This window comes from Pseudomonas sp. OTU750018, assembly GCF_011636575.1.
Lineage (GTDB): Bacteria > Pseudomonadota > Gammaproteobacteria > Pseudomonadales > Pseudomonadaceae > Aquipseudomonas > Aquipseudomonas peli.
In genome coordinates this window covers 1,284,537-1,306,917 of record NZ_JAAPAU010000002.1, presented here as the reverse complement: position 1 = coordinate 1,306,917, position 22,381 = coordinate 1,284,537, and the positions used below count along the sequence as shown (strand labels likewise).

General features: G+C 60.9%; 23 protein-coding genes. 12 read left to right on the top strand and 11 right to left on the bottom strand.

The genetic code is table 11. The features are described 5' to 3' along the window. Positions 1 to 36: 36 nt before the first annotated feature. Positions 37 to 2,097, top strand: coding sequence for a pyridoxamine 5'-phosphate oxidase family protein (locus tag HCI85_RS15075; RefSeq protein WP_167145597.1), 2,061 nt, complete (start codon positions 37 to 39; stop codon positions 2,095 to 2,097). 246 nt (positions 2,098 to 2,343) lie between these two features. Further along, positions 2,344 to 2,820 carry a nuclear transport factor 2 family protein gene (locus tag HCI85_RS15070; RefSeq protein ID WP_167145595.1) on the top strand — a complete coding sequence of 159 codons (477 nt, stop codon included), beginning with the start codon at positions 2,344 to 2,346 and terminating at the stop codon, positions 2,818 to 2,820. A gap of 181 nt (positions 2,821 to 3,001) precedes the next feature. Here the strand turns inward: HCI85_RS15070 and HCI85_RS15065 are convergent, their stop codons facing one another. Continuing rightward, positions 3,002 to 3,745: an SDR family oxidoreductase gene (locus tag HCI85_RS15065; RefSeq protein WP_167145593.1), complete on the bottom strand. Its 744-nt coding sequence runs from the start codon at positions 3,743 to 3,745 to the stop codon at positions 3,002 to 3,004. A 141-nt stretch (positions 3,746 to 3,886) separates the two neighbouring features. Here HCI85_RS15065 and HCI85_RS15060 point away from each other — a divergent pair, with 141 nt between their 5' ends. Further along, positions 3,887 to 4,792 carry a LysR family transcriptional regulator gene (locus HCI85_RS15060; RefSeq protein WP_167145590.1) on the top strand — a complete coding sequence of 302 codons (906 nt, stop codon included), beginning with the start codon at positions 3,887 to 3,889 and terminating at the stop codon, positions 4,790 to 4,792. Between the two features lie 143 nt (positions 4,793 to 4,935). On the opposite strand, the gene HCI85_RS15055 is transcribed toward HCI85_RS15060, so the two are convergent. After that, positions 4,936 to 6,645 (bottom strand): amidase, encoded by a 1,710-nt coding sequence (locus HCI85_RS15055; RefSeq protein WP_167145588.1) that lies wholly within the window; start codon positions 6,643 to 6,645, stop codon positions 4,936 to 4,938. Positions 6,646 to 6,733: 88 nt separating this feature from the next. Then, a complete protein-coding gene (locus tag HCI85_RS15050; RefSeq protein ID WP_167145586.1) occupies positions 6,734 to 7,438 on the bottom strand; it encodes a glutathione binding-like protein in 705 nt (234 codons plus the stop codon). 135 nt (positions 7,439 to 7,573) lie between these two features. On the opposite strand from HCI85_RS15050, the gene HCI85_RS15045 reads away from it, so the two are divergent. From HCI85_RS15045 to HCI85_RS15030, 4 genes are all read left to right on the top strand, one after another. Further along, complete coding sequence (locus tag HCI85_RS15045) at positions 7,574 to 8,011, top strand: HIT family protein (RefSeq protein ID WP_167145583.1); 438 nt, start codon at positions 7,574 to 7,576, stop codon at positions 8,009 to 8,011. Positions 8,012 to 8,129: 118 nt separating this feature from the next. Next, positions 8,130 to 8,555, top strand: a complete 426-nt coding sequence (locus tag HCI85_RS15040) for a 3-isopropylmalate dehydratase (RefSeq protein WP_167145581.1) — start codon at positions 8,130 to 8,132, stop codon at positions 8,553 to 8,555. 189 nt (positions 8,556 to 8,744) lie between these two features. After that, positions 8,745 to 10,097, top strand: a complete 1,353-nt coding sequence (locus HCI85_RS15035; RefSeq protein WP_167145579.1) for an FAD-dependent oxidoreductase — start codon at positions 8,745 to 8,747, stop codon at positions 10,095 to 10,097. 59 nt (positions 10,098 to 10,156) lie between these two features. Beyond that, entirely contained in the window at positions 10,157 to 10,300 is a 144-nt protein-coding gene (locus tag HCI85_RS15030) for a hypothetical protein (RefSeq protein WP_167145577.1), read from the top strand. A 59-nt stretch (positions 10,301 to 10,359) separates the two neighbouring features. On the opposite strand, the gene HCI85_RS15025 is transcribed toward HCI85_RS15030, so the two are convergent. The 5 genes from HCI85_RS15025 to HCI85_RS15005 all read right to left on the bottom strand — a co-directional run bounded on the left by HCI85_RS15025 (position 10,360) and on the right by HCI85_RS15005 (position 14,822). Next, complete coding sequence (locus tag HCI85_RS15025; protein ID WP_167145575.1) at positions 10,360 to 11,691, bottom strand: MATE family efflux transporter; 1,332 nt, start codon at positions 11,689 to 11,691, stop codon at positions 10,360 to 10,362. 34 nt (positions 11,692 to 11,725) lie between these two features. After that, a complete protein-coding gene (locus tag HCI85_RS15020) occupies positions 11,726 to 12,151 on the bottom strand; it encodes a MarR family winged helix-turn-helix transcriptional regulator (protein ID WP_176600640.1) in 426 nt (141 codons plus the stop codon). A 91-nt stretch (positions 12,152 to 12,242) separates the two neighbouring features. Continuing rightward, positions 12,243 to 12,971 (bottom strand): substrate-binding periplasmic protein, encoded by a 729-nt coding sequence (locus HCI85_RS15015; RefSeq protein ID WP_241693785.1) that lies wholly within the window; start codon positions 12,969 to 12,971, stop codon positions 12,243 to 12,245. 29 nt (positions 12,972 to 13,000) lie between these two features. Next, on the bottom strand, positions 13,001 to 13,612 hold the full coding sequence (locus HCI85_RS15010) for a LysE family translocator (protein ID WP_167145573.1): 612 nt from the start codon (positions 13,610 to 13,612) through the stop codon (positions 13,001 to 13,003). A gap of 136 nt (positions 13,613 to 13,748) precedes the next feature. Next, positions 13,749 to 14,822, bottom strand: a complete 1,074-nt coding sequence (locus HCI85_RS15005; RefSeq protein WP_167145571.1) for a hypothetical protein — start codon at positions 14,820 to 14,822, stop codon at positions 13,749 to 13,751. A 350-nt stretch (positions 14,823 to 15,172) separates the two neighbouring features. On the opposite strand from HCI85_RS15005, the gene HCI85_RS15000 reads away from it, so the two are divergent. From HCI85_RS15000 to HCI85_RS14990, 3 genes are read left to right on the top strand one after another with little or no spacing between them, the layout of a single operon-like run. Further along, complete coding sequence (locus HCI85_RS15000; RefSeq protein ID WP_167145790.1) at positions 15,173 to 16,294, top strand: beta-ketoacyl-ACP synthase III; 1,122 nt, start codon at positions 15,173 to 15,175, stop codon at positions 16,292 to 16,294. Beyond that, a complete protein-coding gene (locus tag HCI85_RS14995; protein WP_167145569.1) occupies positions 16,294 to 16,905 on the top strand; it encodes an RNA polymerase sigma factor in 612 nt (203 codons plus the stop codon). Before HCI85_RS15000 ends, HCI85_RS14995 begins: the two co-directional genes overlap by 1 nt. Beyond that, complete coding sequence (locus HCI85_RS14990) at positions 16,899 to 17,132, top strand: anti-sigma factor family protein (RefSeq protein ID WP_090251613.1); 234 nt, start codon at positions 16,899 to 16,901, stop codon at positions 17,130 to 17,132. The genes HCI85_RS14995 and HCI85_RS14990 overlap by 7 nt, the downstream gene beginning before the upstream one ends. A gap of 32 nt (positions 17,133 to 17,164) precedes the next feature. On the opposite strand, the gene HCI85_RS14985 is transcribed toward HCI85_RS14990, so the two are convergent. Continuing rightward, a complete protein-coding gene (locus HCI85_RS14985; protein WP_160088217.1) occupies positions 17,165 to 17,698 on the bottom strand; it encodes a hypothetical protein in 534 nt (177 codons plus the stop codon). Positions 17,699 to 17,947: 249 nt separating this feature from the next. On the opposite strand from HCI85_RS14985, the gene HCI85_RS14980 reads away from it, so the two are divergent. Both HCI85_RS14980 and HCI85_RS14975 read left to right on the top strand, forming a co-directional pair. Next, a complete protein-coding gene (locus HCI85_RS14980) occupies positions 17,948 to 18,652 on the top strand; it encodes a Crp/Fnr family transcriptional regulator (protein ID WP_167145567.1) in 705 nt (234 codons plus the stop codon). A 175-nt stretch (positions 18,653 to 18,827) separates the two neighbouring features. After that, positions 18,828 to 19,532 carry a Crp/Fnr family transcriptional regulator gene (locus tag HCI85_RS14975; RefSeq protein ID WP_160088213.1) on the top strand — a complete coding sequence of 235 codons (705 nt, stop codon included), beginning with the start codon at positions 18,828 to 18,830 and terminating at the stop codon, positions 19,530 to 19,532. Here HCI85_RS14975 and HCI85_RS14970 read toward each other — a convergent pair. Next, positions 19,529 to 21,655 (bottom strand): putative bifunctional diguanylate cyclase/phosphodiesterase, encoded by a 2,127-nt coding sequence (locus HCI85_RS14970; RefSeq protein WP_167145564.1) that lies wholly within the window; start codon positions 21,653 to 21,655, stop codon positions 19,529 to 19,531. The genes HCI85_RS14975 and HCI85_RS14970 overlap by 4 nt on opposite strands. A 66-nt stretch (positions 21,656 to 21,721) precedes the next feature. Next, positions 21,722 to 22,057 carry a hypothetical protein gene (locus HCI85_RS14965; protein ID WP_167145562.1) on the bottom strand — a complete coding sequence of 112 codons (336 nt, stop codon included), beginning with the start codon at positions 22,055 to 22,057 and terminating at the stop codon, positions 21,722 to 21,724. Positions 22,058 to 22,381: the final 324 nt, after the last annotated feature.

Here is a 22,381-nt window from a genome sequence, read left to right as displayed (position 1 = left end):
CCGGGTACCCGGCAGCTCTCTTGAGGAGCGCATTGCATGGATCATCTGCCCAAACACCGCCGCTCACCCTGGCATGCCGGGGAAAAAACGCTTCAGGACATCTACAGCGTCGCCGAACGCATGGAGGTGATTGGGCAGAAGGTCATTCGCGATTACATGCCCGACCAGCACCGCGAGTTCTACCAGCAACTGCCGTTTATGGTTGTCGGTGCGGTCGATGCGCAGCAGCGGCCCTGGGCGACCCTGCTGGAGGGGCCGGAAGGCTTCGTCACCTCGCCCGATCCGCAGCAGTTGCTCCTGGCCGTACAACCTGATGCACAGGACCCCGCCGCTAGCGGCCTGCAAGCGGATCAGGCGATTGGCTTGCTCGGCATCGAGCTGCACACGCGCCGGCGCAACCGCATCAACGGGGTGATCCAGCAGGTTTCTGCTGATGGCCTGGCCGTCGCGGTCGAGCACTCTTACGGCAATTGTCCCAAGTACATCCAGGCGCGCTCTTACACGCGCTCATCGGAGCCGTTGCAGCAGCGCGCTGAGCGCGAGAACTTCACCGAACTGAATGACCGCACCACCGCGATGATCCGTGCGGCCGACACCTTTTTTATCGCCAGCTACTTCGACCATGACGCGAATAATCGCTCGGTGGACGTGTCGCACCGCGGTGGCCGCGCCGGCTTTGTCAAAGTCGAAGGCAACCGGCTGACCATCCCCGATTACGCCGGCAACCTGTTCTTCAATACCTTGGGCAACCTGCAGGCCAACCCGGTCGCCGGCTTGCTGTTTGTCGATTTCGTCACGGGCGACATCCTGCAACTCACTGGCCGCACCGAGCTGATTCTCGACAGCCCGATGATCCACGCCTTCGAAAGTGCCGAGCGCCTGTGGACCTTCGAGGCTGAGCAGGCCATGCTGCGCCCGGCGGCAACCTCCTTGCGCTGGACCTTTCACGATTACGCACCGACCAGCCTGGCCACCGGAAACTGGGCGGATGCCGACGAGAAGCTGCGCCAGAACGAGCAACGCCGCCAGTGGCAGCAGTGGCGCGTGACCCAGGTGCAGCAGGAAAGTCAGGACATTCGCTCGTTTTATATTCAGCCGCTGGATGGCACGGCGGTGGCGTTTACTCCGGGCCAGCACGTGCCGGTGCGTCTGCACATTCCAGGTGTTGAGCTGCCACTGGTCCGCACGTACAGCGTTTCCAGCGCGCCGTCTGACGGGCAGGTGCGCATCAGCGTCAAAGCCCAGGGGCCGGCTTCGCACCACCTGCATAGCCAGGTGCAGGTGGGCGATGTGCTGGAAGTTCGCCCGCCCATGGGTAGCTTTACCCTGATCGAAAAAACCGAGCGCCCGGTGGTGTTGATCGCTGCCGGGGTGGGTATTACGCCCTTGCTCTCGATGTTTCGCGAGCTGGCTGCGCAGAATAGTCAGCAGCAGCGGCAACGCCCTGTGCATCTGTTTCAAAGCGCCCGAACCCTGGCGGACCTGCCATTCCAGGCCGAACTCAAGGCGCTGCAACATCGCGATGCCAAGCATCTACATATCCACCGTGCACTCAGTAGCCCAGGCACCGAGGCGGTTGTGGGGCGTGATTTTGAAATCATGGGTCGTCTTGACTTTGCTCAGGTCAAGGCACGGCTGCCGCTGGATGATTACGACTTTTATCTGTGCGGCCCCGGCGGCTTTTTACAGGCCATGTACGACGGGCTGCGGGCGCTGAACATCCCGGATGAGCGCATCCATGCCGAGGCATTCGGCCCTTCGACACTGCAACGTTTAGCGGTTGAACAGTCTGCTGCACCGGTTCAGTTACCCGCCGCCAGCGCCCCAGTACCGGTCTACTTCTCCTCATCAGCTAAGGAGGCGCGCTGGACGCCAGGCAGTGGCAGCTTGCTGGAGCTGGCCGAGAGCCGTGGCCTGAACCCTGACTTCAGCTGCCGGGGTGGTTCGTGCGGCACCTGCAAAACGCGCCTGGTCAGCGGCCACGTGCATTACCCCAATCCACCGGCACAACTGCCAGAGGGCGACAGCGTATTGATCTGCTGCGCCGTACCGGCAGCGCTGGACGGCGCTATCCAACCCCTGGTGCTTGATCTCTAGCGAGGTGCTGCAACATGAACCGCGAAACAGTGGACCGTTACGACGCGCCCGACGCATCGAGTGAAACGCCAGGGCACTGGGAGGTGAATTATTTACTGCCGCATTTGCTGTCTGGCCCGGAGTACCCGGGCTACGACGTAAATGCTGCGCTGGCACGCGTGTTGAAACGGTTGTTTGCCGCCATACGGGCGCCCCGCCTAGCACCGCCCGCCACCTCATCCCTCACAATGTGCAGGAGCCACCGGCATGCCTACCGCTGAAATTCGCCAACCGGTTCCGCCCTTTACCCGTGAGTTGGCCATCTTGAAAGTCCGCCTCGCCGAAGATGGATGGAACAGCCGTGATGCGGCCAAAGTGGCCTTGGCCTATACCCCTGATACCCAATGGCGCAACCGCGCGGAGTTCGTCACCAGCCGTGCCGAGGCGCAGGCGTTTTTGCAGCGCAAATGGAGCAAGGAGCTGGAGTACCGCTTGATCAAAGAGCTGTGGGCGTTTACCGATAACCGCATCGCCGTGCGCTATGCCTACGAATGGCACGACGACTCGGGCAACTGGTTTCGCTCCTACGGCAATGAGAACTGGGAATTCGCCGAAAACGGCCTGATGGCGCACCGCTTTGCCTGCATCAACGACCTGCCCATTGAAGAGTCCGAGCGCAAATTCCGCTGGCCATTGGGGCGTCGGCCTGATGACCATCCGGGGCTTTCGCAATTGGGGCTATAAGTCCAACCGACTCAGAAGGGCTGAGCGCTGTATGGACGGGGCCGTCATCGAGCGCCTACCTGAATAGCCGTCGCAACGTGATGCCCCTTGCAGATGCTGGTGCGCATCCGTTTGCTTACCATCGCGTCTTCCTGCGCTTGCTGGTTTTCCAGCAGAGGCGCCCGCAGGCGCCTTGCTTGGTTTAGAAATCCTGCACGGTTGGGCGCAGCACGATTTCGTTGATGTCGACATCGGCAGGCTGCTCGATGGCGAAGGCGATAGCGCGTGCCACTGATTCGGCGGGAATGGCCTGCTGGTAGAAGTCGACCACGAAATCACGGCTGGCCTGGTGGGAGCTGCCGAACTTGAGTTCAGAGTCGACGGCACCCGGCTCGATGGTGGTGGTCCGAATACGACCACCCACTTCATGGCGCAGCCCCTCGGAAATGGCCCGGACCGCGAATTTGGTACCGCTGTAAACCGTACCACCCGGGCTGAAGACCTTCAGGCCCGCGACCGAGGCAATATTGATGAAATGCCCGCTGTTCTGCTGCTGGAACACAGGCAGTGCGGCTGCTACCCCGTACAGCAAGCCCTTGATATTGATGTCGATCATGCGGTCCCACTCGTCCACCCGCCCTTCGCTCAGCGGAGCGATAGCCATCAGACCTGCGTTGTTGACCAGCACGTCGAGGCGGCCGAAGGTGTCTATTGCGCCCTGGATCAACGCCTTGACGTCATCCTGGGAGGTGACATCGGTCTGGTAGGCCACCGCTTGGCCACCAGCGGCTACCAGCTCTGCAACCAGCGCATCCAGTTTGTCCTTGCGGCGTGCAGCCAGGACAACACGCGCACCTTTTTCTGCCAGATGGCGGGCCGTGGCCTCGCCCAAACCGCTGCTAGCGCCAGTGATGATGACTACTTTTCCGGAAATATTGTTGCTCATGCTCTGAACCTCATCGTGACAGGTTGAACGACGCCGGGAGATGTCCCTGGCTTGCGAGCACAGTAGAGCCACTGCAAATCTCAATAAATGGAAATGTTTGGATTAAGCTATTCCTTATTTTGGAATAAAGGCGGGTAACACATGCTCAATCGCATGGAGATGGTCAGGATCTTCTGCGCCGCTGCCGAGTCTGGCAGCTTCCGTGCAGCCGCAAGCCGCCTGGGTATTTCACCGCAGAGCGTGACGCGCGCCGTTCAGGCGCTGGAAGCCGAGCTGGGTGAGCCGCTCTTCCACCGCAATACCCGTCAGGTGCATATCACCGCCTTTGGCCAAGGCTATGCACAGGAAGCCCGTTCGGCCCTCGAGCACTTCGATGCACTGTTTCGCTCGCATCGTAGTGAGCCTGAGCTTTCAGGCCGTATCGGGATTACCGCGCCGCAAACTATTGGCAGGCACTACCTGATTCCGTTTCTGCAGCCGCTGATGGCGGCTCATCCACACTTGCAGTTCCACTTGCGGCTGGAAGACCAGATGACGGACTCGGTGGAGGCGCAGATCGACATCGGCATTCGGGTCGGCTTGATACGCGACCGTCGCTACGTTGCGAAGGCACTGGCACCCGTGCCCATGCATGTGGTTGCCAGCCCGGGGCTGGTCGAGCGGATCGGCTCACCGCGCTCGATTCAGGCGCTTGACGCCTGCCCATTGTCCGCGCTGATCGACCAGCGCAATGGCAGGCCCTGGCCTTGGCTGTTCGCCGATGGCCAAAGTTTCACTCCCCGGCAACCCGTGTTGATTTGCGACGATGCTGATACCGAGTTGGAGGCGATTGTCTCCGGCACCTGTTTTGGTCAGATTCCCGCCTACCTTGCCAACCCATTAATCCGCAGCGGTAAGCTCGTAACCGTGCTGGATGACCTTGCTCCACCGCCCTGGGACCTGTTCATTTATCGCCCGCAACAGGGCCCAGTTTCACGCCGAGTACGCCTGGTGTTCGATCACTTGACTGAGGCTTTTCGCGACCCCCAACGTTTTCCTCGCAGCTGAATTACCGCCAGGGTTGGGCTGCTCATGCGTGTCTTCGGTTGTGTGAATAATTCTGCAAGTTGAACCAGCCGACCACTGTAGAGGGGCACGCCTGCGTATGCCCCTCAAAGCCGCTCATGTGAGCGGCGTTGTTGTCTGCGGCGTTAACCGCGCGACAGCGGCGGGGTACGTGGCGGCACCAAGCGTTTTGAGCCGGTGGACTCGAACGCGGCGGCAAAGCGCAGCAGGGCCGAGTCGTCATAGGCGCGGCCGGCGAAGGTCAGGCCGATGGGCATGCCGATATCGGCCATCACGCCCATCGGTACAGTGACGGTGGGCACGCCTAGGTGACGGATAGCCAGGTTGCCGTTGGCCACCCAGACGCCATTGCTCCAGGCGATATCCGCAGACGCGGGGTTTACATCGGCATCCGCCGGGCCGACATCGGCGACGGTGGGGAACAGCACGGCGTCGAGGCCGAGGTTATCCATCCATTCTTCCAGGTCGAGCTTGCGGGTGTGTTCCAGGCCGCGCAGGCCATCGGGCAGGGTTTCGATCTGCTCCCAGTTCTTCAGGCCGCGTTTGGCCATGTTGACGTATTCGTCCATGCCAGCGGCCAGGTCGCCCTCGCGGTTGGGCAGGGTGCCGGGGTCGTGGGGGAAAATCTGCGGGCCGTCGACGTCGGCCAGGCGGTTGAGTTTTGGGTCGCCGTTAGCGCGCAAGAAATCGTCAAAGGCCCAGCCGCTCAGTTCCCACAACTCGTCATGCAAAAACTCTGGGGTGACGATGCCACGGTTGTACACGGTCGGCGCTCCGGGTCGGTCGCCTTCGCAGTTGGAGACCAGCGGGAAGTCCGCTTCGATGACTTCGGCGCCGGCGGCTTCCAGCGCCTTGCGTGCGGCTTCCCACAGGTCGATCACCGAGGCGCGGGTGTGGATACGCTGCCCGGTCGGGCCGCCGATGCCGGGGTTTTCGCTGGTGCCGGCGGCGTCATCCTTATTGATAAACATACGTGGCACGCCAAAGCGTTTGCCAGCCAGGGCATCGGCCTTGGCGGCCAGGTCGGCATAGGTGGCTGGACGCACCTCGGAGGCTTTCGGGATCGTTATCCAAGGCTGCAGGCGCCAGAGGTCGCCACGGTTGTCCGGGTCGTCGGCGACCACGATATCGAGTATTTCCAGCAGGTCGGCCATGGTTCGCGCGTAAGGCACCACCACGTCCATGGTCGGCGTCAGCGGCCAGTTGCCGCGCACCGAAATCACTCCGCGTGATGGCGTGTAGGCGCACAGGCCGTTGTTCGAGGCTGGGCCGCGACCGCTCGACCAGGTCTCTTCGGCCAGACCAAAAGCGGCAAAACTGGCGGCAGTGGCGGTGCCGGCACCGTTGGATGAGCCGGAAGCGAAGGGTGCGGTGAGGTAATCGGCGTTGTACGGGCTTTCCGCACGGCCATAGACGCCGCGCTGCATGCCGCCGTTGGCCATGGGCGGCATATTGGTTTTGCCCAGGCAGATGGCTCCGGCGGCGCGCAGACGCTCGACGGTAAAGGCATCGCGATAGGCGACTAGGTCCTTGAAGGCTGGGCTGCCGGAGGCGGCGGTCAGGCCCTTGACCAGGTAGCTGTCTTTGGCCGTGTAGGGAATGCCGTCGAGTGGGCCAAGCGTTGCACCGCGGGCGCGGCGCTCATCGGATGCCTGGGCTTCCTTGAGCGCATCGGGATTGCGCACGACGACTGCGTTAAGTTTGGTCGGGGTGCCGGCAGCATCGTAGGCGTCGATGCGGGCGAGGTAGGCCTGCACCAGTTCGACCGCCGTGGTCTGGCCGGCTTCGAGCGCGGCGCGCAGTGAAGCAATGGAAAGCTCGGTTACCTCGATCATGCTGTCACCGCTGGCTGTTGAAGAGGGTTGTTCATATTGGTTCTCGTGGCGCTGTTCTTATGCGTTGACTGGGCTGCTGGCGTCTATTTTAGCCGCGCGCCGGCGTGACCAGGCCCTTGATCACCGCCGGGCGGGCGACAAAGGCTTGCAGCACCCGCTGCACATTAGTGAAGCGCTCGAACTCCACCAGCTCGCCGGCCTCGTAGAAACCCACCAGGTTGCGCACCCAGGGGAACACGGCGATATCGGCGATGCTGTAGTCCTCGCCCATGATCCAGCTACGGCCTTGCAGGCGTTGTTCGAGCACGCCGAGCAGGCGCTGGGATTCGGCGACGTAGCGGTCGCGTGGGCGTTTGTCCGGGTAGTCTTTGCCGGCGAATTTATGGAAGAAGCCCAGTTGGCCGAACATCGGGCCGATGCCGCCCATCTGCCACATCAGCCACTGCAGGGTTTCATAGCGCGTGGCGGGGGCCTGGGCCAAGAACTGACCGGTTTTCTCTGCCAGGTAGATCAGAATCACCCCGGACTCGAACAGCGCCAGCGGTTTGCCACCTGGGCCGTTGGGGTCGAGGATCGCCGGGATCTTGTTGTTGGGGTTGAGCGAGAGGAATTCTTCACTGAGCTGATCGTTAGTGTCGAAGCTGACCAGGTGCGGCTCATAGGCCAGGCCGATTTCTTCCAGCATGATCGAGGCTTTGACGCCGTTGGGCGTGGGCAGCGAATACAGCTGCAGGCGCTCTGGGTGCTGGGCAGGCCATTTTTGCGTAATGGGGTAAGCGGAAAGGGCTGACATGGGCGCTCCGGATTAAGGTGGCGAAAAGCGCAGGATAGCGGCGATTGGCCATTTGGTCAGGTTGCAGGTTTTTCCCCGCGTGCAGAAATCGGTATGGTTGGGGCCATCTCAACCCCAGCCCACTGGAGAACCCCGATGAGCCTGCACGGCGAATACGACAACCAGAATATCTTTGCTCAGATCATCCGCGGCGAAGCCCCTTGCTACAAGCTCTACGAGGATGAGGACGTACTGGCCTTTCTCGATGTGTTTCCGCAGTCCTTCGGCCATACCCTGGTTATCCCCAAGCGCTCGGCGGCGCGCAATATTCTGGAAATCGACAGTGACAGCCTGAGCAAGGTGATGGCCGTGGTGCAGAAGCTTACGGGTGTGATCGTCGACGAGCTGGAGCCTGCCGGGGTGCAAGTGGCGCAGTTCAATGGCGCGCCAGCCGGGCAGACGGTGTTCCATATTCATATGCATATCGTGCCGCGCTATGCCGGCGAGACGCTCAGCGTGCATGCCGGTGGCAAGGCGACTCCGGAAGAGCTGGCGGCGCTGCAGGCGCGTCTGCTCAAGCGCATCGCCGGTTGATAAGAGCCTGGTTGCGGCGGCGCATCAGTCTGTACTTGAGGCCGGCCGCGCCAGGGGCAATACTCAAGCCGTTTTGGCTGTTCCCCTTTGCTGTCTTCTGCGCCCATGGAGGGCTCCCATGCGATTGATTTGTGCCGTTTTACCGCTGTTGCTGTTGGCCGGCTGTTCGTCCTGGAAGCCCGCGCCAGAGGATGTCAAACCTGTGCCGGCAGACCGTTTGCTGGGCTATCAGGCGCCGCTGGGGCAGGGCGGAGAGTTGCAGGTCAATCGCGACTTCGGCGGCATGGGCGGCGGCTGCTATGTGGCGGTGCTGGTCGACCGTAAGGTGGCAGCACGCATCGGCGTGGGTGAGCAGGTGCGTTTTCAGGTGCCGGTCGGCACACGGGTGTTGAGCATTGGTATCGACGAGATGGACGACACTCTGTGCGGCATGGGCCGCCTGCGTCGTGAACTGGCCGTGAAAGTTGAGCCGGGCTCGCAGCAGAACTTCCGCATCGTCAGCGATAACCGCAAAGGTTTCGACATCCTGCCAGTTACTCAGTAACCCTCAGTTAGCCGGTGCCCTTTCAGGCGCCGGCTACTTCTGCCGTCTGTGTCGGTCCGCGCATCGCCCGGATAACCTTCTTTTCTGATGTGCGCTGGCGCTCAGACTGGCGGCAATCTGCTACTGCGTATGGCTGTGCGGGCAAGCGGCAAGGGTAGAATCCGCTCGGTTAATTAACGGAGACGGGTCGTGAAGGGATTGCCGATTGCCATTGTCGGGGCCGGTACGGCGGGGTTGGCCACGGCGCTGTTCCTCGTTCGTCAGGGTTTCAGCGTACGTCTGCTGGAGCGAGTACCGCAGCTGCAACCGGTCGGTGCTGGGGTGTTGTTGCAACCTTCGGGGCTGGCGGTGCTGCAGCAGTTGGGCCTATTTGCCGAGTGCAGCGGCCTGGGTGCTCCTGTCAGTCGCTTGTACGGCACCTCGGCCAATGGCCGGGTGATTCTCGATACCCGTTACGCGCATTGGCAGCCCGGCAGTTTCGGCATGGGCATCCATCGCAGCGTATTGCTCACGGCCTTGCTCAACGCGGCGCGGCAAGCCGGTGTGCAGGTTGAAACCGGCGTGCATATCAGCCGTTTCAGCCAGCACGGCAACCATGTGCAGTTGTATCGCCAGGACGAACAGGGCGTGGAGCAGCCATTCGGCGAGTTCGCCGCGCTGGTGCTGGCTGATGGCGTGCGCTCGGCCTTGCGTGGGCAGATGCAGGTCAAGCAGTGGTTGCAGCCTTACCCTTGGGGCGCGTTGTGGAGCATTGTGCCGACCCCGGCTTTGTCGCCAAACGCACTGGATATCACGGACCTGCGCCAGTGGTACCGCGACTGCGCGCAGATGTTCGGCATCATGCCCACCGGGCGTACTCACCTGAACCGCGAGCAAGCGCTGAGTAGTTTGTTCTGGAGCCTGCCGGTGGCGCAGTTCGGCGCCTGGCGTGAAGCCGGCTTGGCTGCCTGGAAAGCCCAGGTGCTGCAACTGGCGGGCAGCGCTGCCGAACCCTTTGTTGAACTGATCGAACGTCCCGAGCAACTGAGCCAGGCGGTGTATGCCGATGTGCGCATGCAGCAGTGGCACGACGGCCGGGTGATCGCCATCGGCGACTGCGCTCACGCCATGAGCCCGCAACTGGGCCAGGGCGCGAATATGGCGCTGGTGGATGCGGCTGCCTTGTCCGCCGCAATCACCACACAACGCCCCCCAAACGACTGCGACTGGCCAGCGGTATTCGCCGCCTATGCCAGTAGCCGGCGTGATCACCTGCGTTATTACCGCCAAGCCAGTCGCTTGCTGACGCCACTGTTCCAATCTCACAGCCGCAGCCTGGCCTGGCTGCGTGACAGCGTGTTGTTGCTGGCTCGGCACAATCCATTTGGCCGTGCGCATGCGGTCAGCACCCTGGTGGGTGGGCGCAGTGGTTGGTTACTGAAGGGTGCCGAGCGGCCGTTGCAGGTCTGGAATGGCCAGCCTGAGGCATGGGATTTAGATGAACGTGCGACTTCCCCAAATCCTGCGCAGCTGTCGGTGACCTTAGCCCTATGTGACCGGTAGCGAGTGCTGCACGCTTTGTTAATCTGCTGACCTATTTTAATTTGTAGCGAGGGATCGCCGTGTCGTTCCGTGTTGTGCTGAGTGGCCGGGCCTTGCCTGGGTATACGCCTGAGCAGATTGCCCAGCATTTACAGACGCAGCTGAAGTTCTCTGAGACCCAGGTGAAGGCCTTGCTGCCGCCGGCACGGCGTGTGGTCATTTGAAGGCTGTAAGTGACGCACTTGCTCGTGCGTCACTTACAGCAGCTGCTTAGGTTTTGCGCTTAGGGAGCGCTATCGAGCGTTTTTAGCTGCTGCAACTGGCGCCGCAACATCCAGATCACCACCAGGCTCAGGCAGACGTTGGATAGCGGCAAGGCCAGCCACACGCCGTTAAGCCCCAGCAGCAGTGGCATCACTGCGAGGAAGGGCAGTTGGATCAGCATATTGCCCACCGTCACCAAGGTAGCGTTACGCGCCTGGCCCATGGCCTGGAAGAAGCTCGCCGCGAGGATGATAAATCCATCAAGGAACATGGCAAAAAGATGCAGGCGCAGGCCCAACACACTGGCATCCAGCAGAGCTTGGTCGCTGCCGCTGAAAATCCCGGCAAACAGCCTGGGCAGGATTAACAGCGCTGCAGTCATCAGCACGCCGCTGCCCACAGCGGTGAGCAGGCCCAGGCGTAGCACGCGGCGCACTTTGTCTGGCTCGCGGGCACCGTAGAAGTAGCTGACCAAGGGCTGCATGCCGCCGCAGACGCCTTCGGCAAACATGTAATAAAACGCCATCAGGTAACCGGCGATGGCGTAGGCGGCCACCTGCAAGGGGCTGCCGTAGTGCATAAACAGCAGGTTGTGCAGCACCACCACCAGGCTCATGTAGAGGTACATCAGCATGCTGGAGAAACCGGTGGTGAGCACGTCCAGGCTCTTGCGCAGGTTCAGCGTGCAGGCGGCCAGGGGCATCTGCAGTGGGTTATGTCGGCTGCAGATAAAGCCCAGGCAGATCAGCACCGACAGGCTCTCGCCGATCACCGTGGCCAGGGCTGCGCCGTGCAGGCCCCATTGCCAGACGATGATAAACAGGTAGTCGAGTGCCACGTTGGTGAGCGCGCCCATCAGCATGGCCAGGGTCGCCAGGCGCGGTGCGCCTAGGTTGCGTACCAGCAGGGGCAGGGCGATGGAACCGAATACCAGAGGCGCGGCCCAGCCGATCACCCGCAGGTAGTCATTGCCCAGTTGCGCCAGGTCGTTCTCGGCGCCTTGCATGGCCATAAAGGCTGGGCCGATCAGTACTACCAGCACGCCTGTGGGAATGCCCAGCAGAACCAGTAGCCAGATGGCTTGAGCCAGATAGCTGCGTGCCTCCGGCCACTGTGCGGCGCCCTGGGCCAGGGAGCATTGAGCGCCGCCGCCCATGCCGATCATCATGCCGATGGCCAGCATCAGCCCGGACAGCGGCCAGGCCATGTTGATCGCCGACAAGCCGGTGGCACCCATGGCGTGACCGATGAAGATGCCATCGACGACCATGTACAGGCCACTGATCATCAAGGCAGCGATGGCCGGGATGCTGTAGCGCCAGAAGGTGCGGGTGATGCTTTGACTGTTCATAAAGTTTTCACGGGTAAACGGTTGCGCGGCTGGGTCAGCCGATTTCGAGGGTCTGGCAGGCTTTGGCCAGCAGCTGGCTCAGCTGCTGCATTTCTTCAGGGCTGAGGTTTTGTTCAAGGCTGGCGGCGGTTTGCACGTAGACGTCGCGCTCTTCCTGTTCCAGCGCGTTGGATTTGGCCGTGGCCAGCAGGCGCATGGCGCGGCCGTCCTCACTGCAGGGCAGGCGCTGCAGGTATCCGCGTCCCTCCAGCTTGCTGGCCATGGCGCTGGCACTGGCCTTGCTGACGTTCATCCGTTCGGCTAGTTCGGTCAGGCGCAGGCCGTTTTTGGCGGACATCAGGGCATACAGGTAGTCCAGCTCGCTGTTGCTCAGTTCCATGCTGCCGCTGTGTTGGGCGTACTGCCGCCAGTGGTGCCACATGTGCCATTGCAGGCGTTTAAGGCTGTCGGTGATCGGCATGCGTGCTCTCCGTTATATTTCGTTAGGCTAACTAACTAAATGAGGCGTGGCAAGCTGTGGACGATCGGCGGCGCGTGCGTAGGGGTTGAGGTCAGCGATAACGGGCGAGTATTTCGTCGAATTCGCCAGCCTGTTTCATCTGCACCATGGCGCGCAGCAGGGCCATGGTCGGGACATCCGGGGCATCGCGGACGATGCAGGCGATGGGGTCGCTGGCCACTTCGCTCAGGTAGTGCAGTTTCTCCCCGGGCGCCTGGTGGCGGTTGAACCAGTGCAGGGATAGTTCATTGCTGATGGCATAGCGGTTTCGCCGAGCGCTGAGCTTGAGCAGCACCTGATCTTGAGTGCGGGCGTCTTCACGCTGGATCTGGCCGCTGGCGAACAGTGGCTCCAGGCGCGGATAGGTGAAGCCGAGGACGGTACCCAGGCGCTCATTGAGCAGTTGCTCGGGCTCCAGTTTCTCGGGCGTAACGCCTGCCAGCACATCACGCTGCGTCATAAAGGGCAGGCTCCAGATATAGCGATAGTGGCCACTGTTGACCCAGTTCGGGCTCACGTAGCAGCGCACATCAATATCGCCGGTATCCAGCGCGTGCTGCACACGCATACGCGGCATCACCACCATCTCGGCCTTGCGCCCAACCTTGGCGGCCAGACGCTGATGCAAGTCGACCAGGATGCCTTCCACTGCCTTGCCGTCTTCGATACGCACCATGGGCATGGCCCAGCTGTCATTGATCGAGAAGCGCAGCGCGCGCTCGGCGGCGAATGATGTGCCGCTCAGGGCGAGCAACAGCAGGGCAGTTAACAGCTTGGACACCAAGGCAGGTCCTTTGCGCTGTAGGCGCTTCAGCGGGTCATCGGCAGGGCTGCGCCCATCAAGGCAAACAGCCCGCCGCAGCAGCGATTGAAGCCTTTGCCACTGCGTTGCAGCCAGGGCCGCACGCGATGGGCCATGCGCGCCAGCAGGTATTCAACACTGCCTTCGACCACCGCAAAGGTCAGCGCCATGATGGCGAACTGCAGCAAGAGGTCACCGCGTGGATCGAGAAACTGCGGCAGAAAGGCGCCGAAAAACAGGATCACCTTGGGGTTGGACAATGCCGATAGCAGGCCCTGGCGAAACAGCTTGAAGCCGCTGCTTTCGGCTGCTTTTTCGGCCATCGCGAGGTGCAGTGGCGGTGCGCGCCAGAGCTGAATGCCGAGCCAGATCAGGTAGGCGCCGCCGAGCCATTTGAGGAGGGTCAGGGCCTGCGCCGACGCTTGCAGCAGGGTGCCGATACCGAGCATCGACAAAGCCATCAGCAGGGTAAAACCCAGCACACCACCGCTGACGGTAAACAGGGTTTTGCGGTGGCCATACAAGGCGCCATGGCTGAGCGCGAGCAGGCCATTGGGGCCTGGAGTTAGCGACAGGCCAAACACTGCCGTTAGAAAGATCAGCCAGGTATGCAGGGCCATAAGACAGGTATCCAGAAACGCAAGAGTGCAGGGCCTGCGCGGCCCTGCGAGCCTCTGTTTTTTCATGCTGTGCCCAGATAGTCAAGCCGGCTTGAGTCGCACGGTCGCATTCATCAGCCTGGGCGGCGCACGGTGATCAGCGATTGGCCTCCTTAAAGTTATCGTCTGAGGGATCCTTGCTGTAGGCGCCCTGATCCTGAACCAATTTCTTGCTGCCATTCATTAAGGTACTGATGCGGCTGTCGCTGGTTTTCGCCGAGGCGGCCTGGTTGCTGGTGCCGGTAATCAACGGTGGGTTGCTGCTGAACGACCACAGGTAGTGCCACACTGCGGCATTGTGCTTCTCGGTCAGTTGCGTGGCGTTGAAGTACCAGGGCTTCAGCTCGCTGAAGGCGGTCATGTTCATCAGTCCGGTGTTGCTGTCGCCGATAAAGCCGGTGCTGCTGGCCCCGGAGGTGCGGTAGGTCTCGAAGATCACGCCCTTGGTTTTCAGTGCGCTGACATAGGTGCGGCAGACTTCGCCGACCCACTTGTTGCCCAGGTAGCTTTTCGCGTTGTTGGAGTAGAAGGGGTCGAGCAGGGCTACGCGTTTGGGCAGCAGCTTGCTGTTCACTGTTCCAGCCGTGACCGCATCGCTGATCTTCTTGGTCAGCACGATGGCCATCTGGTTGCCCAAGGAGTGGCCGGCGATACGGATGTTGCTGCCGCTGTAGCCGGCCAAGTTGGCTTTGTAACTGTTGAACAGCAGATCGCTGGCCGATTGGCTGGGGCCTGTGGCGTATACCCCGCTGCTGTTGCGCCAACGCATGGCGCGTGGGCCGCTGGCGGTCCAGATCTTGGCTTCGGCATCCTTCACTTCGCCTTCATCGGCGAACTGATTCCAATACAGCACGCCCACGTTGTAGCCCGCTGCCAGCCAAGCGTTGGCAAGATCCAGATCGGGGCCGCCGGCATCCTTACGGTTGAAGGTTTCGCGGTTCTTCTTTTGCGTCGAGCCGTTCTGCCAGCCGTGGATATAGATCAGTGTTGGTTTACTGGCCACGTAATAGGCATTCGTCTGGCCAGGCACGGCTTTTTGCCAGCTATCGCCGTAGCCAAACCAGTACAGGCCGTGGTCAAGATTCTGGAAGGTGCTGTCGGGGAATACACCCACGGCGGCCTGGCTCAGGGAGGTAAAACTCAGCACCAGCAATAGAAGCAGCTTGCGCATGGCGGAAACCTTTCTTGTTATTAGGGAAAGGCGAGCATATAGATTGTCCGACAATCATCTATCCCCCGGACGGGTGAGGTCGCACCGTCTCCAATCAAGGCACTGGGTGGGATGTGTCTTGCGCGACGTTGTGAGCATCTTTGCCTCAATAGTCCGCAGTATGTTGCAGGTCCCAGACGTGCTGAGCGGACGAAGCACCCCAGGCTGTGGCAAACTCCAATGCTCGTAACAGGACGTTTCATGGATCGAGTTTGCTGAGCCTGTCAGCCGTTTTTTTGCCCATGGCCTAGCCTGCCAGGGTGTATTGCATAACTGGCCGCTGCCTGCGGCGAAGAACAAGAGGAATGACTGTGCATAACGTCGTGATCAGTGGTACCGGCCTCTATACCCCGGCAAACAGTATTTCCAACGATGAGTTGGTCGAGTCGTTCAACGCCTTCGTCCAGCAATTCAATGCCGACAACGCCGCGGCCATTGCCAGTGGCGAAGTCGAAGCGCTGAGCGAGTCGAGCAGTGGCTTCATCGAAAAAGCCTCGGGCATCAAGAGCCGCTTTGTCATGGACAAGGCCGGTATCCTCGATCCCAAGCGCATGGCGCCGCGCCTACTGGAGCGCAGCAATGAAGACTGGGGCATCCTCTGCGAAATGGCCGTAGGCGCCGCCAAGGACGCCATGGCTCGCGCCGGCAAGACTGCCGCCGATATCGACGGGGTGATCGTGGCTTGCTCCAACCTGCAGCGCGCCTACCCGGCCGTGGCGATTGAAGTGCAGGCCGCACTGGGCATCCAGGGTTTCGGTTACGACATGAACGTGGCTTGTTCCTCCGCCACCTTCGGCATCCAGGCTGCGGCCAATAGTGTGCAGCTGGGCCAGGCCCGCGCGATTCTGATGGTCAACCCGGAAATCTGCACCGGCCACCTGAATTTCCGTGACCGCGACAGCCACTTTATCTTCGGTGACGCCGCCACGGCGGTCATCATCGAGCGCGCCGACCAGGCCACCTCGAACTACCAGTTCGATATCGTCGGCACCAAGCTGATCACTCAGTTCAGCAACAACATCCGCAACAACTTCGGCTTCCTCAACCGCTGTGCGGAAGAGGGCGTCGGCGCGCGTGACAAGCTGTTCGTTCAGGAAGGGCGCAAGGTGTTCAAGGATGTCTGCCCGATGGTTGCCGAGCTGATTGCCGCGCACCTGGCCGAGAACAAGCTGAACGTCGGCGATGTGAAACGCTTCTGGCTGCACCAGGCCAACCTCAACATGAACCTGCTGATCGCACGCAAGCTGCTTGGCCGCGATGCTGAGCCAGGCGAAGCACCGGTGATTCTCGATACCTACGCCAACACCAGCTCGGCCGGTTCGGTGATCGCCCTGCACAAATACCAGGAAGACCTGCCGAGCGGCGCCCTCGGTGTGCTTAGCTCGTTCGGCGCGGGCTATTCGATTGGTAGCGTGATCCTGCGTAAGCATTGATGGATTACCCGGCTGATCAGGCGCTGCTCAAGCGTCTGCGTGCAGGCGAGCAGAAGGCTTACCGCGAACTGGTTGCCACCTATCAGGGGGCAATGCGCGCGGTGGCCTTTGCCATTGTCGGCAGCCGTAATGCCGATGAAGTGGTGCAGGACGCTTGGCTGGCCGTGGTGCGCAACCTCGATGGCTTTCAGGCGCGTTCCAGCCTGAAGACCTGGCTGCTGACCATCACCGCCAACACCGCGAAAACCCGTCTCAAGGGCAATCGCCGTGAAGTGCTGCTCGACGACATTCCCTCGCCCCACGGCAGCATTGGTGATGAGCGATTCAGCTCGGATGGCCATTGGCTGCTGGCGCCGCATGCCTGGCATCACGACTCCCCGGAAGCCCTGCTGACCGAGGACGAATTACGCGAATGCCTGGAGAAAACCCTGGCCAGCCTGTCCGAGTTGCAGGGCAGCGTGCTGCACCTGCGTGAGCGTGAAGGGTTGGAGTTGGAAGAAATCTGTAATCTTTTGCAGGTCTCGCTCTCCAATGTGCGGGTGCTGCTGCACCGCGCGCGTCTCAAGGTATTCGCCACCCTGGAGCATTTTGAGGAGACTGGCCAATGTTGAGTTGTAAGGAGTTGGTGGCCCACTCCAGTGAGTTTATTGATGGCCAGTTGGGCCTGGGTAAACGCATGTCCGTGCGCTTGCACCTGGCGATGTGTCAGCACTGCCGGCGGTTTATCAAACAGATGCGTCTGAGTCAGGCAGTACTGCGCCAACTGCCGCCCGGGCAGAGCGCCGAGCTGGACGCTTTGGCGGCCAAGCTGGCGGAGTTGCGTCGCAACCATTCCTGATCGCCAGGCCGTTGGCCTGGCTCACTTCTCGTTTACTCGGCGTCTTGCGCGGCTTTAAGTGCTTCATAGGCCGGCGCGGCGTAGATGCCGACTTCCACTGCCAGCTCCATCACCCGCGCCAAGTCCGTGCTGTACACCAGTACGGCTTGCAGCTCGTCATCCAGCGGCTCGCTGAAATCCAGCAACACATAACCCTTGGTTTCCGGGCTGAGGCTGGCGAGTTGCACCTGAATGCGATTTAGCGCTTTCAGCGGCTCGACCTTGGCCAGTTGCTTGGCTTTGAGCACAAAGCTCACCTCTGGTCCGAACGATTCGGTGATCTGCTGGAACAGAGCGTCATAGCTGTCGGCCTGGAACAGCACAGTCTCCGGAAGGCTGCCGACCACCACCCATTCACCCAGTGGGATGGGGAAGCTGTCGTCGAAATTGATGTCCGGGTTGGCGGCGAGAAACGCCTGCGGATCGGCGTAGGCCTGGGCGGCCTCATCGGCGATGCGCGTGACTTCTTCCGGCAGCATGCAGCCCGAGCTTATTTTGCTGATCAGTTCTTCAAGCTGGGCTTTCATTGGGTTCATCCTGCGGCAGAAAAGAGGCCGGCAAGGATAGCCGCAAATGGCTGCAGAAGCTGCATATCGGCCTATTTCTGGCCTGCACGAAGGACAGCGTACCGCTGCTTGCAGCGGCTCAGCATAGGGGCTGTCTGTGCGCTACCGTACAGATATAAAAACAGATTGGATTATGCTGCTGTGTGCAGTTAAGGCTCTGTAGCGAGCGCATATCAATCGCCAACAGGCCTTAGAAGACCGGAGACAGTGATGTCCGCAGCCCCTAACCCGCAGCAAAACCACCTGCTTGCCGCCTTACCTAACGAAGTGCTGGAGCGTCTGTTGCCGCACCTTGAGTTGGTGGATATGCCGCTGGGCATGGTGCTCTACGAATCAGGCGATACCCTGCGGCATGTGTACTTTCCCACCGATTCCATTGTGTCCTTGCTGTATGTGATGGAAAGCGGCGCGTCGGCGGAAATTTCCGTGGTGGGTAATGACGGGGTGATTGGTGTGGCGCTGTTTATGGGCGGTGAAAGCACCACCAGTCGCGCCCTTGTACAAAGTGCTGGCAGCGCTTATCGGGTGCTCGGCAAACGCTTCAAAGAAGAGTTCAACCGGCATGGCGACATGCTGCAGCTGATGCTGCGCTACAGCCAGGCGCTGATTACCCAGATGGCGCAGACGGCGGTGTGCAACCGTCATCACTCGATTGATCAGCAGCTGTGCCGCTGGCTGTTGTTGTCGCTTGATCGGTTGAGGGACAACAAGCTGGCCATGACCCAGGAACTGATCGCCAATATGCTCGGCGTACGCCGCGAGGGCGTCACCGAGGCCGCCGGCAAACTGCATCGCCAAGGCGTAATTGATTACAGCCGCGGGCTGATCACCGTGCTCGATCGCGCCAAGCTGGAAAGCCTGAGCTGTGAGTGTTACGCCGTGGTCAAGCGTGAAACCGACCGCCTACTGCCTTAAAGCCAGCGCATCCAAAGCCCCAATCTGTTACGCGCGCGGTTAGCCATTTAATGGCTTGGCTTGAGTGCCGCAGCGCACAGAGCTTTGCCAAATGCTCAGGCAGACTGCAGCGGCGATAGCGTCAAGCACCGTTGTCGTGCCATGTTTTGGCAAGCGTCGTGCTCGGGACAAGTGAATGTCTGTTAAAGCACCGCTGCAAATCTTCAGCCGTCTGATCGAAGGGCTGCCCAGCAAACAACGCAAACAACTGCTTAATGGCTGCGAACCGGTGGACCTGGTTTTTGGCAACGTGTTGCATGAAGCCAACCAGCCGATTCGCCATGTGTATTTTCCGCTGAGTGGCTTTGTCTCGCTGGTGACCACCCTGGATGGGCATCAGCCGCTGGAGATGGGCCTGATCGGCAATGAAGGCATGCTGGGCGCAACCCTTGCCCTGGGCATTGGCCAGGCGCCCATGCGCGCGGTGGTGCAGGGTTCGGGCAGTGCCTTGCGTATCAGCAGTCAGTTATTCAAGCAGGAGCTGTTGAGTAGCCCGGCGCTGCTACGTGCGCTCAAGCGCTACCTGTATGTGGTGATGACGCAGCTGTCGCAGAGCGCAGCCTGTACGCATTTCCATGAAATCGAGCCACGCCTGGCGCGTTGGCTACTGATGACCCACGACCGTGCGCATGCCGATCATTTTCACCTGACCCATGAGTACCTTGCTGACATGCTCGGCGTGCGCCGCAGTGGTGTATCGATTGCCGCCGCAGCCATGCAGGCACGCGGATTGATCAGCTATAGCCGCGGTGAGATTCATATCCTTGATCGCGCCGGGTTGGAGCTGGCCGCTTGCGAGTGTTATGCCGCGCTGCAGGCCGACTACCGCGCGCAGTTTTAACCCAGGGTGCCCGTTGTTTGGTAAAGCGTATTGATCGGCGAGCTGATGCCGCTGCGCAGCAGATTGGCAAACTGCTCCGCGCTGACCGGGTGGCTGAACAGAAAGCCCTGGCCTTCGCTGCAGTGATGGCTGCGCAGAAACTCCAGCTGCGCGGTTTCTTCGATCCCTTCGGCGATTACTCGCTGTTTCAGGCTGTTGCCCATGGCGATCACGGCGCTGACGATAATGCCGTTGCTGTTGTGGATGTCCTGCACAAAGGAACGATCAATTTTCAGTACATCTATGGGGAACTGGTTGAGGTAGCTGAGGCTGGAGTAACCGGTGCCGAAATCGTCCACCGCCAGTTGCACGCCGAGGGTCTTGAGTTGCTGCAGGATCGTGGCGCTGGCCTGGGCGTCGCGCATCAGCACGCTTTCGGTGATCTCCAGTTGCAGGTTGTTGGGTTTAAGGCCGGTGACCCTCAGGGCGCTTTCTACGCTGTCGACAAAGTCCTTGCGGCGAAACTCCAGGGCCGAGATGTTCACCGCCACCGAATCCAGGGCATAGCCGCAGTTCTCCCAGCGTTTGGCCTGGGCGCAGGCTTGCAGCAGCACCCAGCGGCCCAGTGGCACGATCAACCCGCAGGCTTCGGCCACCGGAATAAACCGCGCCGGCAGAATCATGCCCCATGCCGGGTGCTGCCAGCGGATAAGCGCTTCGGCGCTGGTGATTCTGCCGCTGTGCAGGTCGATCTTCGGCTGGTAGTGAAGGATAAATTCGCTGTTTTCCATGGCCGTGCGCAGGTGCGCTTCGATCAACTGGCGTTCAACTGCGTGAACATTCATCTCCTGGCGGAAAAACTGGTAGTTGTTGCGGCCTTCTTCCTTGGCCAGGTACATCGCTGTGTCGGCATTCTTGATCAGGCCTTCGGCATCCGTGGCGTCGTTGGGGTAAGTGCTGATGCCGATGCTGGAGGTAATGTGCAGTTGCTGCTGGCCAATGGTGTGGTTCATGGCCAGGACACTGAGGATTTTTTCGGCGGTGCGCGCGGCATCGTCGGCCGAGTGGCTTTCGCTCAGCAGCACCACAAACTCATCACCGCCCAAACGGCTGACCGTGTCAGAGCTGCGCACGCAGTCGCTCAAGCGCAGCGCTACCGCTTGCAGCAGCTGGTCGCCGACGCCGTGGCCAAGCGAATCATTGATGTGCTTGAAGTTATCCAGGTCGAGAAACAGCACCGCCAGATGGCTGCTGCGGCGCTCGGCCAGAGCGATCGCCTGGTTGATGCGGTCATTGAGCAAGGCGCGGTTGGGCAGGTTGGTCAGGGCGTCATGCTGCGCCAGATGGGCCATCTTTTCGGTCATGGCGTGGGCGGCAGTCATGTCGTGGAAGACCATTACCGCGCCCTTGAGGCGCCCGGCCGAATCATGGATCGGCGCGGCGGAATCTTCGATGGCGGACTCGCTGCCATCGCGGCGGATCAGTATCGTGCCGGCCGCCAGCAGTTTGCTCTCATCGTGCTGCAGCACCTTGACGATGGGGTTGGCCACCGCCTCGCGGCTTTTATCGTTGACCAGGTGCATCACGCTATCGATCGGCAGGCCATGGGCTTTGTCGAGTTGCCAGCCAGTCATATGTTCGGCGGCGCTGTTGAGGTAGTCGACGTTGCCCTGCAGGTCGGTACTGATTACCGCATCACTGATTGAGTTGAGGGTCAGTGATGCGCGGGCTTTTTCGACGAACAACGCCTCTTCCACCGCCTTGCGCTGGATGATATTGCGCAGCGATTGCGGCACCAGGTAACTGTTGAAGTGGCCCTTGGACAGGCAACCCTGGGCACCACGCTGAATGGCGTCCCAGGTTTGCTGGTCATCTTCGAGGGTGCTCAGGGTGAGGATTGGAATGCTCGAAGCGAGAACGAACAGCTGATCGAAGGTGGCCAAGCCCTGGCTGTCCGGCAGATCGAGATCAACCATGATCGCGTCGATGGGCTCTTTGCGATGGCTTTCCAGGCGCTGCAGGGCCTGCGCCAGGCTGGTCACCCACTCAATCAGGAACGGGCCGTCCTGGGCTCTATCCAGAACATCTTCCAAGGTCGCGGCGTCGTCACTGTTGCCGGTAATGATCAGAACGCGATTAGCCATGATGCCTATTCCTCCGTGAACAACATTACGCGGTGCGGGTGAGGCGCCTGTGTTGCCGATATGGCGTTAAGCATCGTGGGAGGTGCTGTGTGGTTGCGCGCTCAAAAGCGCAGCCGTGGCGGTGGCGGCTGGTCGTACTGCGGCGCGTTTACCGGCAGGCTGATCCAGCGGTCGTATAGACGCAGCCTTGCTGCTGGTGAGTTCAGTATTCTCTGGTTCCGGTTGCAGCCTGGCGTTGTGCAGGTTGTAGCGCGGCGCCGGTTCTGTGGTTGTCACGTGCTGTGGCGCGCGGCCGAACACTTCTGGCGCAAAGAACTCGGCAGAGGCGTTGCCAGCCAGCAAGGCTGGCAGGATCAGGGCGATGCTGCCGGCTATCGCGTGGATGTATTCGAGCCTATGCATGTCATCCCTCCCCGTTTATGGACGTGTCTCACGTGCCTTCTCCAACGCACAACGTCCGGCCGCGAGCTGACCCGCGCTAACGTCGACAACTGCAATAGGTTTACTGCCCGTTAAGTGAGCTTTCGCTCAGGATGCGCAGCATGGCCAATCAGCGGGCCAAGCCGTTCGGGTGTGGGGGGCGGGTTGGCGCTGGGTTGGTCTGTCCATGGTCACCTCTGAGCAAGTCCCATTTGGGCGCAAATACGGGGGCTGAGTATTAGATACGCTGCTTGCAGGGGGCTTGTCAGTGCGCTATCGCACCTAGCGCGCTTCGGGATAAAGCCT